At 35.6% G+C, this 16,665-nt stretch carries 16 protein-coding genes, 2 pseudogenes and 1 riboswitch; of the genes and pseudogenes, 11 read left to right on the forward strand and 7 right to left on the reverse strand.

What is annotated here, in order from left to right; translation table 11 throughout:
* The first annotated feature begins 17 nt into the window (after positions 1–17).
* On the forward strand, positions 18–143 hold the full coding sequence (locus tag ACTWP4_RS07420) for a hypothetical protein (RefSeq protein ID WP_443128126.1): 126 nt from the start codon (positions 18–20) through the stop codon (positions 141–143).
* Between the two features lie 17 nt (positions 144–160).
* Positions 161–1,117 (forward strand): hypothetical protein, encoded by a 957-nt coding sequence (locus ACTWP4_RS07425; RefSeq protein WP_443128127.1) that lies wholly within the window; start codon positions 161–163, stop codon positions 1,115–1,117.
* Positions 1,118–1,476: 359 nt separating this feature from the next.
* Here ACTWP4_RS07425 and brnQ read toward each other — a convergent pair whose 3' ends face one another.
* From brnQ to ACTWP4_RS07440, 3 genes are all read right to left on the reverse strand, one after another.
* Positions 1,477–2,796: a branched-chain amino acid transport system II carrier protein gene (gene brnQ / locus ACTWP4_RS07430; RefSeq protein ID WP_443128128.1), complete on the reverse strand. Its 1,320-nt coding sequence runs from the start codon at positions 2,794–2,796 to the stop codon at positions 1,477–1,479.
* Between the two features lie 723 nt (positions 2,797–3,519).
* Positions 3,520–4,776 (reverse strand): oligosaccharide MFS transporter, encoded by a 1,257-nt coding sequence (locus tag ACTWP4_RS07435; RefSeq protein WP_443128129.1) that lies wholly within the window; start codon positions 4,774–4,776, stop codon positions 3,520–3,522.
* Positions 4,773–5,780 (reverse strand): glycoside hydrolase family 43 protein, encoded by a 1,008-nt coding sequence (locus tag ACTWP4_RS07440; RefSeq protein WP_443128293.1) that lies wholly within the window; start codon positions 5,778–5,780, stop codon positions 4,773–4,775. The genes ACTWP4_RS07435 and ACTWP4_RS07440 overlap by 4 nt, the downstream gene beginning before the upstream one ends.
* A gap of 424 nt (positions 5,781–6,204) precedes the next feature.
* Between ACTWP4_RS07440 and ACTWP4_RS07445 the strand changes: the two genes are divergently transcribed.
* The 4 genes and pseudogenes from ACTWP4_RS07445 to ACTWP4_RS07460 all read left to right on the forward strand — a co-directional run.
* Positions 6,205–6,708: a DinB family protein gene (locus tag ACTWP4_RS07445; protein ID WP_443128130.1), complete on the forward strand. Its 504-nt coding sequence runs from the start codon at positions 6,205–6,207 to the stop codon at positions 6,706–6,708.
* A gap of 63 nt (positions 6,709–6,771) precedes the next feature.
* Positions 6,772–6,869, forward strand: a riboswitch (TPP riboswitch).
* A gap of 128 nt (positions 6,870–6,997) precedes the next feature.
* Entirely contained in the window at positions 6,998–7,681 is a 684-nt protein-coding gene (gene tenA, locus ACTWP4_RS07450; protein WP_443128131.1) for a thiaminase II, read from the forward strand.
* Positions 7,681–8,952, forward strand: a complete 1,272-nt coding sequence (locus ACTWP4_RS07455) for an acetylornithine deacetylase (protein WP_443128132.1) — start codon at positions 7,681–7,683, stop codon at positions 8,950–8,952. Before tenA ends, ACTWP4_RS07455 begins: the two co-directional genes overlap by 1 nt.
* A gap of 141 nt (positions 8,953–9,093) precedes the next feature.
* Positions 9,094–9,258 (forward strand): annotated as a pseudogene (locus ACTWP4_RS07460) (short chain dehydrogenase); the annotation flags it as partial.
* 188 nt (positions 9,259–9,446) lie between these two features.
* Here ACTWP4_RS07460 and ACTWP4_RS07465 read toward each other — a convergent pair.
* Complete coding sequence (locus ACTWP4_RS07465; protein WP_443128133.1) at positions 9,447–11,189, reverse strand: ABC transporter ATP-binding protein; 1,743 nt, start codon at positions 11,187–11,189, stop codon at positions 9,447–9,449.
* 329 nt (positions 11,190–11,518) lie between these two features.
* Between ACTWP4_RS07465 and ACTWP4_RS07470 the strand changes: the two genes are divergently transcribed.
* From ACTWP4_RS07470 to ACTWP4_RS07490, 5 genes are all read left to right on the forward strand, one after another.
* Positions 11,519–11,914 (forward strand): GNAT family N-acetyltransferase, encoded by a 396-nt coding sequence (locus tag ACTWP4_RS07470; RefSeq protein ID WP_443128134.1) that lies wholly within the window; start codon positions 11,519–11,521, stop codon positions 11,912–11,914.
* Between the two features lie 385 nt (positions 11,915–12,299).
* Positions 12,300–13,118, forward strand: coding sequence for an STAS domain-containing protein (locus ACTWP4_RS07475; protein ID WP_443128135.1), 819 nt, complete (start codon positions 12,300–12,302; stop codon positions 13,116–13,118).
* A gap of 117 nt (positions 13,119–13,235) precedes the next feature.
* Positions 13,236–13,802 (forward strand): DUF4256 domain-containing protein, encoded by a 567-nt coding sequence (locus tag ACTWP4_RS07480; RefSeq protein WP_443128136.1) that lies wholly within the window; start codon positions 13,236–13,238, stop codon positions 13,800–13,802.
* Positions 13,803–14,077: 275 nt separating this feature from the next.
* Complete coding sequence (locus ACTWP4_RS07485; RefSeq protein ID WP_443128137.1) at positions 14,078–14,728, forward strand: lysostaphin resistance A-like protein; 651 nt, start codon at positions 14,078–14,080, stop codon at positions 14,726–14,728.
* A gap of 128 nt (positions 14,729–14,856) precedes the next feature.
* Positions 14,857–15,294: an NUDIX hydrolase gene (locus ACTWP4_RS07490; RefSeq protein ID WP_443128138.1), complete on the forward strand. Its 438-nt coding sequence runs from the start codon at positions 14,857–14,859 to the stop codon at positions 15,292–15,294.
* Positions 15,295–15,424: 130 nt separating this feature from the next.
* On the opposite strand, the gene ACTWP4_RS07495 is transcribed toward ACTWP4_RS07490, so the two are convergent.
* The 3 genes and pseudogenes from ACTWP4_RS07495 to ACTWP4_RS07505 all read right to left on the reverse strand — a co-directional run.
* The gene (locus ACTWP4_RS07495) at positions 15,425–15,538 is read right to left on the reverse strand and encodes a YjcZ family sporulation protein (RefSeq protein WP_443128139.1); all 114 of its coding nucleotides are present in this window, start codon (positions 15,536–15,538) and stop codon (positions 15,425–15,427) included.
* A 156-nt stretch (positions 15,539–15,694) separates the two neighbouring features.
* On the reverse strand, positions 15,695–16,117 hold the full coding sequence (gene fosM / locus ACTWP4_RS07500; protein ID WP_443128294.1) for a FosM family fosfomycin resistance protein: 423 nt from the start codon (positions 16,115–16,117) through the stop codon (positions 15,695–15,697).
* Positions 16,118–16,300: 183 nt separating this feature from the next.
* Positions 16,301–16,519, reverse strand: a pseudogene (locus ACTWP4_RS07505) (phosphotransferase family protein); the annotation flags it as partial.
* Positions 16,520–16,665 lie beyond the last annotated feature (146 nt).

Genomic DNA, 16,665 nt, shown 5'->3' on the forward strand with positions numbered 1-16,665 from the left:
AATTACGGGAGTTATGCGTGAAGGAGCTTGAAAATGGTGTTAACCGTAAGGGAATAGGTGCAGGAATAATTGCCTCAGAACATATGAAAGTTGTAAAAAGGATAAGAGAATTACGGTTGGTTGCCGTAGCTGATATCGATTAAAAATAGGAGGATGCGTAATGATTAAAGGAAAAAGTAAAAGAGTACAATGGTTTACTGTGCTATTGATGTTAATTTTTTTGGTTCCAGCGATTCCAACATCTGTATCTGCCGAAACGACTGCAGGAAAGGATAAAGCGATGTGGGCATGGTTTCCTAATCAAGATATCAATACAGTAGCTGGGCGGAAGGAAATGATCGCGTTTTCCAAAGAAAAGGGCATTAACGTGATCTACTTGAATATTGGTGAAAGGGACAGTGATCCTTATTTAGAAACGCATCCAGAACAATACCGGGAATTCATCAGATTGGCTCATGCAAATGATATTAAAGTTTACGCTTTAGACGGGGCAGCCGAATGGGCAAAACAAGAAAACTATAAAATCCCGATAAGCCGTATGCTAAACGTATTTATGTATAATCATAATTCGACCGGGGAGGAGCAATTCGACGGGATTCAATTCGATATCGAACCGTATCTGTTGGACGAATGGGATACTGATGGCCGCGGTCAATTGATCCAGGAATATTTGAATGTATTAAAGGTTTTGAACCACATGGCTGACGCTTATGGCAAAAACCATGACTTTGATTTCATGGCAGCGATACCGTTTTGGTTTGACGGGGAAAGATATGAGACCACTTATCATGGCAAAACAAAGCCATTATCTGACCACGTGATGGACATTGTCAGTAATGTGGCACTCATGGCCTATCGAGATTTTGCGGAAGGTCGCGATTCCATCATATATCACACTGAACATGAAGTCGAATATGCAAATGAAATTGGAGCGAAAGCCGTAATCGGAGTAGAAACACAATATCTTGAACCATACGAAAAAGTATCCTTCTTTGAAGAAGGAGAAACTTACATGAATAACCAATTACAAATCGTAGATCAAATCTACTTCGACCAATTAGGATACGGAGGCCAGGCGATTCATAAGTATCAAAGTTATCAGACGATGAGGCCATGAATAACAGTGGAAATCAAATGAAGGTAGTACTGCTCGTGTGCATAGCCTTACTGACAGGTGAGTATTTCTATGAAGCTAAGTGAGGGATAAAATGATTTAATAACTTACTGATAAGTTTCTTTAACCATCAAGGGGCAAAAAACTCCCACTTTAGGTAAGATTTATAAAAATTGAGCACCCTAGGTTAGGACTAGGGTGCTCTAGTGAGGTATTAAAAAACTCCTCCGAGGTGCTAAACTATTTCGGCTCGCCAACCAAAAGAAAAGCATGATGAGGAGTTTTAAATGGACACTTAATTTAGCACGAAAAACGGAATTGTAAGTATCATCTTTACTCGTCAAATGTGGCAGGCACTTTTATTATATGTTAGTAGGTTTAATAAAGCTTAAAATCAAACCTACTAAACCACCGACAATTGCTGGTATAATCCAACCCAATCCTACAGTATATAAAGGAAGTACAGTAGTAAACCATTCATTAACCACTTGTATGTTTATCCCCGCTGCATTCAAGCCATCAAACAGAGCTATAATAAATGTACATAATATGCTTATTTGATAAACTTCTTTCCTTCCTTTGAAAAGCGGGTGTAAGAAGGTTAAAATCATTAAGCACATCGCTAATGGATAAAGCATAGATAAGACTGGTATCGAAAATTCGATAATAGTAGATAGTCCAAAGTTTGAAATAACCGCACTAAACAAAGTAAAAATTATCGCCCATACTTTATATGAGACGTTTGGCACAATTTTATGAAAGTAGGATGCACAAGACGTAATTAAGCCGATACTTGTAGTTAAACATGCAGCTACCACAATAAATCCAAGAATTATTTTTCCATATGAACCAAAATAGAATGCAGATGTCGCCGCTAAAATCGCACCGCCATTATCCAAATAGCCAATGCCATTTACACTGATCGCGCCGAGATAGGCTAGCGATGAGTAGACAATAGCTAAAAGCGCTGCAGCAATTAGTGCAGCTTTCATAGTAGAAACTAAGAGCTTTTTTTTCGATACAGAGCCTTGGTCTTTCATGGTATTAATAATGATAATTCCGAAGACGAATGCTGCGAGTACATCCATGGTTAAATACCCTTCTTGAAAGCCTTTGAAGAAACTGTTTACCGTGTAGCCTTCTGTCGGCTCTTGAATGGCACCAATCGGATTAAAGAAGGCTGCTAAGATTAATAACGTAATAACAATTAACAAAAGCGGTGTTAGTATTTTCCCGATAATATCGACGAGCTTCTTAGATTGCAACGAGAAATATAGAGATAAACCAAAGAATATGATGGTAAAGATCAGCAATGACCAATTGCTCGATTTATCCTCCAAAAACGGAAGAATTCCCATTTCATAAGCAACTGTATTAGTTCTTGGCAATGCAAATAATGGTCCGATTGTTAAATACAAAGCAACAGTAAAAATGAGACCGTACAATGGATGAACTTGACTTGCAAGTGATTGCAAATTACTTTTGCCTGAAATGCCTAATGCTAAGACAGCAAGTACAGGCAATCCGACGCCGGTAATGATAAAACCTAAGTTTGCTAAAAATAGATTTTCCCCTGCAGCTTGCCCTAATTGTGGTGGGAAAATTAAGTTTCCTGCCCCAAAAAATAGAGCAAATAACATAAAACCTACTGTGATGACACTTACTGAATTACGTGATGACATACTAAACCTCCGTTAATTATTATGTAAAATGCCATACAAGGCATTGTGGTTGTGTCGACATGCTTCGTCAAAAAATACAGAATATCATGTAATCATTTGAAAAGCAATACATATTAATATCTGTTTTATAGGTAAATATTAGGGCGGAAGATATATAGAGTTGATAGAGAAGCGCTAGAAGTTGATAGAGAAGCGCTAGAAGTTAATAGAGAAGCGCTTGAAGTTGATAGAGAAGCGCATGAAGTTGATAGAGAAACGCCTAAAGTTGATAGAGAAGCGCTTGAAGTTGATAGAGAAGCGTTTGAAGTTGATAGAGAAGCGTTTGAAGTTGATAGAGAAGCGTTTGAAGTTAATAGAGAAACGCATGAAGTTGATAGAGAAACGCTTGAAGTTGATAGAGAAGCGTTTGAAGTTGATAGAGAAACGCTTGAAGTTGATAGAGAAGCGTTTGAAGTTGATAGAGAAGCGCTAGAAGTTGATAGAGAAACGCCTAAAGTTGATAGAGAAGCACTTGAAGTTGATAGAGAAACGTCTGAAGTTAATAGTAGATCCGAACTGTTGAAATTCTTACGTGACATTTTCAATTTATGTTCGAATATAAAAATAATGAAAGCTATCGCCAGATTCTTATGACAATAGCATAAGTGTTCAAAGCCCAAAAGGCTGCCAGACCTACCTGAACTAGGTGGCCTGGCACTTTCATTTCAGTTATTGTTCTAATCACTATGCAGCAGATAGATTTTTTCTGGTATCTGTATAATGTCTTTCACTTTTCATGATCAAAGCTCCAACAATAACAAAGGCTAGAATGATAAACGCCAGCACGACATATCCATTCTGGAAGCCAAGAATATTGTATAAGTAACCCATTACAAAAGAGAAGATAGAGATTCCAACCTGTTTCGCGAAATTAAATCCTAGCATATATACGGTAGCTGATAAACGAACATCAAATACACCCGTAATATATTTCATAATAGAAACAAGCATTAAAGGCATCTCAATAGCAGCTAGTAATCTCCAAGTTGCTAACATCCATATTTCTGTGAAGAATGCTGACCCAATTACACGGATAAACAATACAATTCCAGCTAGAATCAGACCATTTTTAGCACCAATTTTATTGATAAACCATGGCGCTAAAACCATAAATCCAGCTTCAAGGAATACTTGTACAGAAGCAATTCGACTAAAAACAAGCTCACCTCTCGATGCATCATTGAAAAAGCTTGCAAAATAATTGGGGAACTGTTGATCAAATACATCAAACATTGTTGCGATACCGATCATCATAATACAAAATCCCCAGAAGCTTCGATTTCTAAATACATTTAAAATATTTTCTTTTGTTACTGGTGTTTCTTCCTCTTCTGAAGCTTCTGGTGCATCAACGTTCGCTTCTTCTTCTTTTCTTACACGAAGCGTCCATAAAAGAATACCAAGAATTACTGCTGATACTGTACAAGCCCAGAAAATGCTGTATGGGTTACGAACAAACATAATACCACCGATAAATGCTGCCGTACCACCTGCGAGTGAACCAAATAAACGCACATGTCCATATTCATACTTGTTTGCACGTGTGGAACGCTCGATATATGCCTCTACGACTCCAACACCGCCATTTAAACATAAACTTAAATAGGCCCCACCAACAATTGCACCAAAGATTGCATTAATTTGCAGCAGTGGGAGAAAAGCAAACTGAACAAATGGTCCAATAAATAAAAGACATAAAACAACAAAACCAAATAAATATTTTTTCAGTCCTAGTTTATCTTGAATGATTCCATAAATCGGTTCCAAAACTAGAGCAGTAATCGCCATAGCGGAGAATACTAATCCGGAAATACTCGTATCAAGATGAGCAGTTTTATTTAACCAAAAAGGTAAAAAGGCGAATATTAGCGCCCATATCATGAAATAGAAGTAATACATACCTCCGAAATTCCAAAATTTTAGCTGTTTTAAATTGTTCATTGTTGTCTACTCCTTTTTAAAACTTCAGGTGTTTGTGGTGTCCATCTATCATCTGGAACAGGTTTACCGAAAACAGGATCTCCATTTGCATCCCATTCGATTTTTTGTGCTCTTGCTTGACGATTTGGTTCATAGAGCGGGTCTCCAACCAAATGAGTATAGTTGCGAGCGTGGTAAACTAAAATTGTATCTTTTCCGTCTTCAGATTCTGTAAAACAGTTATGCCCTGGACCATACTGACTGTTTTCGGGACAACTTTGGAAAACTGGTTCTTGGTTTTTTGTCCATGACTTCGGATTCAGAAGATCGTCATTCTTATTAGCAGTTAGTAGTCCCATGCAATAATCGACACCAGTGGCACTTCCTGAAAAGGTTATGAACACCTTTTCATTCTTGATTAAAACAGCTGGTCCTTCATTTACCCAAAATCCTTTTATCTCCCATGGAAGTTCAGGTTTTGATAACATGACTGGTTCTGTTTTTAATGTCCACGGATTTTCCATTTTTGCAATATATAGGTTTGAATGCCCTTTAATATCCAAGTCTTGTTGTGCCCATACGTAATACTGCTCATCATGATGGAAGAAGGTTGTCGCATCTAATGCGAACGTTGACATGCCAGTTTTTACTTCACCTTTTTCAATCCAAGTTCCCTCCATTGGATTTTTTGAGGCGTTTTCAAGAACATACATTCTATGATTGAACGTATCGTCATCAATATTTGTATCAGGTGCAGCAGCGAAATAGATATACCATTTACCATTGGCACGATGAATTTCAGGTGCCCAAATTAATTCGCTCAATGGACCGCTTTCATGTTTCCACCAAATAGCAATTTCTTCTGCATCATGTAAGTCATTTAGTGTTCTTGCTCTCCTAAGTACGATACGATCATATAAAGGGTGGGACCCTGTAAAATAGTAATAACCGTCCGAATGTTTATACACAAAAGGATCAGCACGTTGTAATACGATTGGATTCATTATGTCTTCTTTCATATGTATACACCTCTATTAACTATGTTTTTCTTACTTACATTAAGGAATATTACTACTTATACGTATAAGTGTCAAACAAAAATATTGAAAAAGTTATTTAATTCATATGATAGATTAAGAGAAAAATGATCGATGTTAGCTAGATGGAATTGTTGAAATAAAGGTTTTGTAAGCTTTTATCACTTGTTTTGCTTTTTTGGGGAATATAGTATGATAAGTTTTTTGTTTTAAATTTGTATGGATTCATTGAAAACGCTTTATAAAATATGTACGAACAAAAATTTGTGGGGTATGGGTGTATACTTGAATATAAGTGCAAGAATCATTTAAATCTTTAAAGTGAAATAGTTTTGGAATATTATGTTAACATAGATTTAATAGGTGTTTACTAGGGCTAGGCAACAATTAGTAACGAAAAAGGAGATTTTAAATGGAGAAAATTGAACAACTAATTCAAGAATTTGAACAGTTTAATGATTGGGTTCGATCTCTAACGAAAATAGAGGATGACCTTTTCTTTGAACCTATTAAAAAAGGAAAATGGTCTCCCGCTGAAATTATTAGTCATATTACTTATTGGGACCGTTACATGTTACAAGATTTAATACCAAAAATGACATCGGGAGCAAATGTCGAAAGTGCTGCATTTGACGTCATCAATCAACCAGCTTCTGAATATGCTTTATCTGGTGTTAAAAAGCAGCAACTATTAAAGGAACAAATCGACGCCAGGAGTCAATTAGTCAAAGTGTTAAAGGGAAAATCAGAGGAAGAATTTTTTGCTGCATATACGTTAAATGGGGAAGAGATAGACCGATATTCAGGTTATCCTCATTCACTCTTCAATTATATAAGTGCTTTTGTTTGGCATGATAACCACCATAAAGAGCAGATAGAAGCGTTTTTGAGCGACAAGAATGAAACAATACTATGACTAGCTTCGTTTGATTTTCCAAATATTAGCTAGTACACTAAAATATGAAACTAAATAATTCAATCATTCGACTAGGGGAGCATGTAGATGCTGAGAGAGGAATTCGACCCTTTGAACCTGATCTAGTTAAAACTAGCGTAGGGAAGTGGAATGGGTAGTCATATAGATTTTGATTAGTCTATATATTATTAGACCCATCTCCTTTCCTTGGTGATGGGTTTTTGTTATGTCATTGTTAGGAGTTACAATCATTTTTATTCGCAATTACAAAAAATAAGGAGAGTGCTAAATGAGTAGATTGTTTACAGAGCGTCTATGGAGAAGAGTGGAACCTATTTGGAATACGTATCTTGAACATCCGTTTGTTAAGGGATTGGGTGATGGTACATTAGAACAGGAGAAGTTCAAACATTGGTTAAAGCAAGACTATGTCTATCTGATTGATTATGCAAGACTTTTTGCAATAGGAAGTGCTAAAGCAGAAGACTTAGAGAAGATGACGACCTTTGCCAAGCTGTTACATGGCGTATTAGATGTGGAGATGGATTTACACCGTAAGTTTGCGGCAGAATTCGGTATATCTAAAGAAGAACTTGAGGCAACAGAACCGTCTGCGATTACAACAGCATACACGAGCTATATGTTGAACTTATCTCAGCGTGGAGGTGTGGAAAATGTCGTTGCATCAGTACTGGCATGTGAATGGAGCTACAATTTTATCGGGAAATCTCTAGCGAAATTACCAGGTGCCTTAGATGATGATAATTTTTATAGTAGCTGGGTGGAAATGTATAGTTCCAATGAGTTTACAGAATTAGCTGAAGAGACAAAACAGTTGATGAATCAGATTGCGGAAGGAAAGCAGGAACAAGAGTTAGCTAGACTTAAGGAAATTGTGGTGAGGACTAGTCAGCTTGAATATATGTTTTGGGATATGGTCGAAAATAAAGAAGATTGGCCGGTGAATATATGATGAATGATCCTGAAATAACCCATTTAGCAAATCTTGTAGAGGAACGAAAAGACGAATTAAAGCAAATTCTATCTGATCTTATAAGTTTTCCAACAGTGAGTCCGCCTGCTAGAAATACGTCTGAAATTCAGGCGTATATAGCTGAGTATTTAGAAGGATTAGACTTTCAAACCGAACGTTGGGATGTATTTCCGAATGATCCTAACCTTGTCGGTATTAAGAAAGGGATGCAATCTGAATCATACAATAGTCTGATCATTAACGGGCATATTGATGTGGCTGAGGTTGGTGATGATTCCAGTTGGACAGTACCTCCTTTTTCTCTCACTGAAAAAGCTGGATTTCTGTATGGTCGTGGTGTCTCCGATATGAAGGGAGCCATTGCTTGTACTCTATTCGCAGTAAAGCTGTTACATGAAGAAGGGATAAACTTAAAAGGTGATTTACAGATCCAGACGGTAATCGGTGAGGAAGTTGGTGAGGCAGGTACACTTTCTTGTATTGAAAAAGGATATAATGCTGATTTTGCACTAGTTGTTGATGGTAGTAATCGCGAAATCCATGGTCAAGGTGGTGTGATTACGGGATGGATAACGGTTAAAAGTAAACAAGTTTATCATGATGCAATGCGTGCTGAATTAAATGACACAGGTAAAGGTGCTAGTGCAATCGAAAAAATGACCAAAATTATCGATAGCTTGCGTGCGTTGGAACAGGAGTGGGCGGAAACCAAACAGTATCCAGGATTTAAAAAAGGTACGACTACCATTAATCCGGCGGTCATTGAAGGTGGACGCCACCCGGCATTTGTAGCGGATCAATGTCGTCTTTGGATTACAGTTCATTTTTATCCTGGTGAAGATTATCAAGAGGTTGCAGAAGAAATAGAGTCGTACCTGACACAATCTGTTGAAAACGATCCGTGGTTTCAAGACAATCCACTTCTTTTTGAATGGGGCGGGAAATCCATGATAGTGGACCGAGGTGAAGTTTTTCCATCTGCTAAGATAGATCCAGAGCATCCAGCTATGAAGCTTCTGCAACAATCACACTTCACTGTCGAACAGGAAACAACTACTATTGGTATGTCGAAAACGGTGACAGATGCGGGTTGGTTCGGTGATGCTGGAATTCCGACGGCTATTTACGGCCCAGGAAAATTAAATGAAGCACATTCTGTTGATGAAAAAATAGAATGGGATGAATTAATTACGTTTACGAAGACATTGCTAACGTTTATTTCATCTTGGTGTAATGCAAAGAAACAGTAGGATACTAGAGGTATCAACCCATCTGGGGTGGTACCTTTTTTGGTAATGTAGCGACTGATAATGGAATAATTTGGTATCTTATCACAGTCACAACAGGGAGCATCACACTTTTGAGATTAAAGTGAGCTTAAACCTGAACTAAATGAAATAGCGATAAATAGTAAACTGAAGGGTCAAGTCAAACTAGTATTAATTGGACAACATTACATAAATGAAGGCGGAAATTTTACCTTAACGACCGGCATTATGATGGATGACCCTATTTTAAATAGTAGTTCAGCAGCGATGGCTAATGGTGCGGTTGCTAGTTAAAATGTTGAGATATATCCTGAATTCTTAAGAACAGCTTTAAGTAATTTACCTCAAAGAACAGAACACCTTGTAGTAAATCAATAGCATGTGAATTTTTGTAAGTAACGGGAAGTTATCTTCAAGAAGAAAATGCATGAAAAAATCGACTCCCTTTAAAAAAGAGCCGATTATTTATTTATATTTTATACTTGTAGTTCAAATTGTTTGGAGTATAAGTTTGCATACACTCCACTCTGAGCAAGCAATGTATCATGGGTTCCTTCTTCTACAATCCCTTCTTCTGTTAAAACGATAATTCGTTCCGCCTTACGAATAGTGGAAAGTCGGTGAGCTATCACAATAGTTGTACGCCCCTTTGCTAGTAATTCCAGTGATTCCTTTACAATGCTTTCACTTTCGTTATCAAGTGCGCTTGTTGCTTCATCTAATATCAGAACAGGAGGGTTTTTTAAGAATACACTAGCGATACTAAGTCGTTGTTTTTGACCACCAGACAGTTTTACGCCTCGTTGTCCAATCTCAGAATGGTATCCATTTGGCAGGCGCATGATGAAGTCGTGGGCATTTGCATGCTTGGCAGCAGTAATAATTTCATCTTCGCTAGCTTCTGGATTACCATAACGAATATTTTCCATAACAGTATCAGCAAAAAGGTAAACATCCTGTTGTACCACACCAATGTTTTTCCTTAAAGATTGCAATTCAACATCACGGACGTTTATTCCATCAAGTAACACTTCCCCATCATTCACATCATAAAAGCGGGGGATTAGCGAGCATAACGTCGTTTTCCCAACTCCAGATGCACCAACCAATGCAACGAACTCCCCGGGTTTAATATGAAGGGATAGGTTTTCCAAGACATCATTTATATGGTTATCGTACCGAAAAACAACTCGCTTGAACTCAATGTTACCATGTACCTTTGACATGGTTATGGCATTTGGCTTGCTTTCGATCGAAGGCTTCACTTTCATTATTTCCATAAAACGTAGAAAGCCAGTAATCCCTTCCTGAAGCTGTGTACTCATATGTGCCAACTTTTGAATTGGTTCAACCAAGAAGTTGATATACAGTAAAAAAGTAATCAAATCTGCTAAGTCTAATTGTTCGTTTACGATATTGACACTACCATAGACGATTATCGTAATGGTTATTAACTGGATAATCGTTTGAAAACTATTAAAAAATAATGCCTCAGCTTTATATGTTTTCTTTCGACTATCAAGGAAACGGTTATTTTCTCGATTGAATTTATTTACTTCTATATGCTCATTTGCAAACGATTTTACTACCCGAATTCCATCCAGACTGTCCTCTACTTGTGCGTTTACATCTGCAATTCGCTCTTTGTTTGTTTTTAGAGCCTTAAACAACATTTTATTAAAATACAAGGAGAAGACACCTAAGATCGGTAAAAAACAAAATACAGCAATGGTTAACTGAGCATTAATGGTGAACAAAATAACAAATGCACCGATAAACTGAACCAAGTATCTAATGTAGTCTTCTGGACCATGATGATACAATTCGGAAAGTTGTAACAGATCGTTTGTTATTCTAGACATGAGCTGACCTGTTTTTTCTTTATCATAAAAACTAAAAGAAAGCTTTTGCATATGTGCAAATAGCTCACTTCGCAAATCACTTTCCATACGTGCACCAACTTCATGACCCTTGTAGTCCACAAAGTAAGTACCGATATTTTGAATCATGACTATGACAATCATTAGCGCTCCAATCCAATACACTTCATTTAAGGCAGTAGACAAGTCTCTTTCCAGAATATCTTTTGTAATATACCGAACGAGTAAGGGAAACACCAAAGTCAATGCAGATACGAAAAGAGTGCACGCCAATACCGTTAAAAACAATTTTAAATACGGCTTGTAATATGATAAAAATTTTTTTACTGGAAAACGCATGAATTTACCCCTTTATTGTGTTATTTAGTTAAACACATATAAGGGGAAACGGTTACATTTTTAAGAAAGTGTTTCACCCTTATATGTTAGTGCGATTCTTTCTACCATGTTTTTCATGTAAATTACCTCCTTGATTGTTGATATGTAATATTATATACGATATCTTTTATTATTAGAAGATTTGTTGAAGAGTAAGTTTTGAGAATTTAGAATAATTAGTAAAAATTTAAGTGTTTTTTAAAATAACGATGTCGATTACCGAAAATGGCAGCCGGTTATTTCACTAAATGGCTGAATAGTTGAAGAAGGGTTAATTAGGGAGGGATAAAATGAACTATGAAGTTATAATAAACATACCAATATCCAACAATGAAGTACCAGAATTAAGAGATCTTATTGGCTGGGCGAGAAGGGAAAAGGATTATCCAACATTGTTTGAGCGTTGTAATTTCTGGGGTGGGGTAAGAGACGAAACTAATAAACTAATTGCTTTTGGTTACGTTTGTGGAACGGGATTAGAACATGGTTATATGGAAGATATAATAGTTCATCCTGATTATCAAGGACAGGGAATTGGTGTTGAGTTGGTAAGGGAGTTATTGAGAGAGTCAGAACGATTTGGATTAGAAATTGTAACGGTATCATATGTGGAAAATAAAACTAACTTTTATAAAAGATGTGGCTTTACAACTGGTTCAGGAGGAGTATGGGAATCAAGTAAATAATAAATCAAAACTAATAGGGCGTTGATTGAAGATAGATTAACGCTTTTTTTATTGATGTTATTCAACTAAAGGGTATCAAAAGTTAAACAAGACTATCATTAAAAATTTGGTGGTCTTTTCTTTTTGTGGCTGAATTGTTGGAATATTATGTTGAAATTAAATTGCAAGATATTAAACTAAAAGGCAGTAATGTTGAATAAAGATTGGGTTTCGTATGAATTTATTATGTTTTTTCAAAAATTATGTTTGAATATCTTAAAAAAGGGTATTAACCCTTTTGATGTATTAATTATTATTTATTTCTAGCTATGCGAAATTAATACATTATCACTATGCCTATTCCTAGGTTTTCCATTGGTTAAAAATAGCAGGGGGGAATTAAAAGTTGGATATTTATTTCGAACCTACATTTGAACTAAGAGAATTTTTCAAGGCTAACAAGAATAATTTTGAATGTACTTTGTTGGATGAAGCAGTAAACGTTAAAGATAAAATCGATGAAATTCTAAAAATCGGTAACATAGATTTAGTTAATAATGCACATCAGTTAACTGTTTATATCATTAATAATGAAGATAATAAACTAAAGCAATTTGCGAAAAAGGAAGGGATAGCCTGGGCAACACACTCTATAGAACTAACTTTTAAACTGGAATGGGTACAAGCTATTCGTAGAACTTTATGGGTTTTTATACATAAGTATTATGAGCTAGCAAATAAATATCATATTAAGGATTTTTTTAATTTAGAAACAATGATAAATAATCGAGTAGACGATTTTTTAAATACCTTTTTTATTAGTTATTCTACATATAAGGATTCTTTGATTGATGCACAAAAAAAAATAGTCGAAAATCTATCGGTTCCAATTATACCTATAAATAGCAATATTAGTATATTGCCATTAGTTGGGTCAATTGATAGTAATCGTATTTATATTCTAAAGGAAAAAGTATTAACAGAGGTATCAGAATTACGAATTCAGACGTTGATAATGGATCTTTCAGGTATCGCTAGTATGGAAGAAATCGTTACCTATGAATTATTGAAAGTTATTGATGGAATCTCAATGATGGGATGTTCAACTATAATAACAGGATTACGAACGGAAGTTGTAAAAAACATAACGGACTTAGGAATCAAATTTAGTCCAGAAATTAAGATGTTAGGAACTTTACAACAAGCACTAGATGAATACCTTTAACATTTAAGTTTTTAATAATCATCTTCAAAAAAAGAGTTCTCGCCTATATTATTATAGAAGTAAGGCAGTTCAGTCGTTAAACCATTATTAGTAAGAAACAATAAGGAGGAAACTAATATGACAAAGAAAAATAAGGAGTTGTCACTAGAACAACGTGAAGAATTACTTGGAGTATTGAAAGCCCGTTTTGAGAAAAACATGAACCGCCATAAAGGTCTTGAATGGGCTAAAGTTCAAGCAAAGCTGGAAGCCAATACTGAAAAACTGTGGTCGCTCAATGAAATGGAAAGAACTGGCGGTGAACCGGATGTTGTTGGTCATGATAAGAAGAAGGATGAATACATTTTTTATGATTGTTCAGCGGAAAGTCCTAAAGGTCGTAGAAGTGTTTGTTACGATCGGAAAGCTCTGGAGTCAAGGAAAAAACACAAACCAGAAAATAGCGCTATTGATATGGCAACTGCTATGGGCATTGAACTTTTAACAGAAGAACAATACCGGGAGCTGCAGAAACTTGAAAATTTCGATAAGAAAACATCAAGCTGGGTGCAAACACCTGCTAATATAAGAAAACTAGGCGGTGCTATCTTTGGTGATCGTCGCTACGATACTGTCTTTGTGTACCACAACGGAGCAGAATCCTACTATGCTGCAAGGGGATTCCGTGGTTCGCTAAGGGTCTAAATTTATGCTTAGACAGCTAGAGTTGAATTTGAGAACTCATCTCCTGGGGGAAGACTTTAATTTCATTCTTCAACCTTAGGGTGTAAAAGTCTGACAAGGCGATCATCAAATGATCGTCTTTTTCATGTTTTAAATCATACGAGAAAGTTGTCACAATTTAATAAAATAGTTGTTAATCACTAAATATTTTACAAACAGGTGCGATAATAAAAATAGGATGAACATTTAATCGAATCTAGGTTAGTAACGATATTAATAATAAAGAGGTGGAAGAATTGAATCTGGATATAAGTAACCAAAAGAGAATAATTGTTTTATTATCACCACTTGTCATTATCTTATTAGGATTTACTACAGCTAGTCTTTTCTCAAATATTATCGGTGGATGGGCTTGGGTTCCACTGGCAATAGTTTATTGGAGTTTACTTGGATTATCTATCTATTATTTTAAAGCCAATAAAGCGGTTAAAGAATGGTTAAAAAAACCAAAACGTTCATTCTTAATGGTCACACTTTCTTTACTTCTTGGTATGTTTCCTCTCACCATCTTAATCATGAACTATGCATTGTTTGATTCCGCAATCCTTATTGTTCTTTGGCTAATATTTGCACTCATTAATCCGTGGTTTGAAGAATTGTATTGGAGAGGTTTATTATTAGATGCAGCAGCTGATTGGTTTCCAAAATGGGTTGGTGTTATTTACACAACTATTCTATTTGTATTAAGTCACCCTTTAATGTGGGGAGTATTTTCAATTGCAAGTAAGTCCCCTCATCTATATATTTATTTAACGGTTATGGGTGTTATTTGGTCTATTACCTATTATAAGACGAGGAGTTTGAGGTGGGTAGTGCTTTCCCATTTTATTGTAGATATTGGCAACTTAACAGTACTAACTTTTCTTAATATTTATATACCGTCGTGATGAATATGATACGAGACGATCGTTACTTTGATTGTCTTTATTTTTTTATGTTTATCACGGTGCTAAACTTCTGTAAGACCCCCACTGACCATAGGCTCACTTTATAATAATGAATATAGGAGGTTCCAATGAAAAAAGGGGTAATTAGACCGGTAGTTATTTGTTTATTTAGCAACAATGATACTATTCTTGTTGGGGAAGGCTATGATTCCGTTAAACAACAGTATTATTTTCGTCCAATTGGTGGTGGCATAGAATATGGAGAATTAAGCTCTGATGCACTAGTTAGAGAAGTGAATGAGGAAATAGAGAAAGAAATAACTAATCTAAAATATTTAGGAACTATTGAAAATATTTTTACATACAACGGTGATATTGGACACGAGATTGTTATCGTATATGATGCTACATTTGTTGATGATTCGGTTTACAAAGTTAATTCCTTTGAGGGAAAAGAAGATGATGGAACTGTATTCAAGCTCTTCTGGAAACCTCTAAACGAATTTAAAAAAGGTAAATTAAGGCTCGTACCTGAAAATTTAATGACGTTAATACAAGAAAAATAATGAATCGAATTTAGGTCAACAAAAATAACCGGTTGAACCGGTTATTTTTGTTTGAAGGTTTTATCTAATCATACGACGAGTTGGTAAACAGTCCGAGCTTAAAGAGGAAGGAATTGGGAAATCTTGAATATTAGTAACCACCGTAGCCACGAGTGAAACCAGATGCACCTACAATGATTAAAAGGATAAACAGTACAACAATTAAAGCGAATCCAGTTCCATATCCATAACCGCCTGCACTCATTATTCAGCACCTCCTTATGTTGAGGTCAATACATTATATGTTAAAGATATGTTATTGATTGGACAGATGCATTCATTAAATGAACTATTTTTGAGTATCATAAATGAAGTAAAACAAAAAAGCAGTAAAATTATCAAGCCCCTTTTTTAATCAGACTTAATCAAAAAACTCCATATGCGTTTTTTCTTGTTTGTAGTAATCCAATCTATTTTGTAAAGTACCTGTATGAAACTCAAATTTATGCCCATCAGGATCGGTAAAATAAATAGATTTCCTATCTCTTTTATCCCTTGGCCGACCTGGCAATATGTTTACATTCAATACCTTGAGTCTGTTGTACATTTCATCAAAATCTTTTTCTTCGATTGAAAAGGCAATATGTGTGTAAGATTCCTTTATTTCATTACGTGGTATTTCTTTTTCTACATTAAGAGCAATCCACATACCATTCAAATCGAAATAAGCAGTGTTTCTTCCTTTAACTAACAACTTAGCATCAAACACTTTTTGGTAGAAATCAATTGAATTTTCTAAGTTAGAAACGGAAAATAAAAAATGATTGAGACCTTTTATCGACACTTTTATCACCCCAAGTAAATTATTTCTAATTATATCCTTGATGCCAATAGCTTCATTATCGTTATTCTCTATTCCGTGAAGTGCTTCTTGTACAACGAATGTATTTTTGTGAAGATTTGCACGTTCAGAAATTTCAGGTCCGTTAGGATATAAGTTCATACACATATTAAAAAAGTCTTCTTCATAGCTTGCCAATACTCCAGCAAAATCATATGTGGGGTCTCCTAAACCAGAACCACCGAAGTCTATTATACCTGAAATCTTAGTTGTTTCTGGAATCCATAAGATATTAGATGCTCCAAAATCTCCGTGGATGAGTGTTGTATTAACATGTTGACCGATGTCATTAGGATAACAGTCTTCAATGGAAAGGTCAGGATAAACCTGTTTAATATTTGCAATAGTTTCTTATCATTCTAATACTCCCTCTGTTTGTGTTTGTCTTAAATTTTTGATTTTAGCTGAAACAACATATCAGCTTCTTATTTGTTACACTGTAGATAATTTAATTATAGTTCATAAAAAGTTTATCATTTGTTTAAAAATGG

This window comes from Gracilibacillus sp. D59 (genome assembly GCF_052246695.1).
In the GTDB taxonomy this organism is placed as follows: Bacteria; Bacillota; Bacilli; order Bacillales; family Amphibacillaceae; genus Gracilibacillus.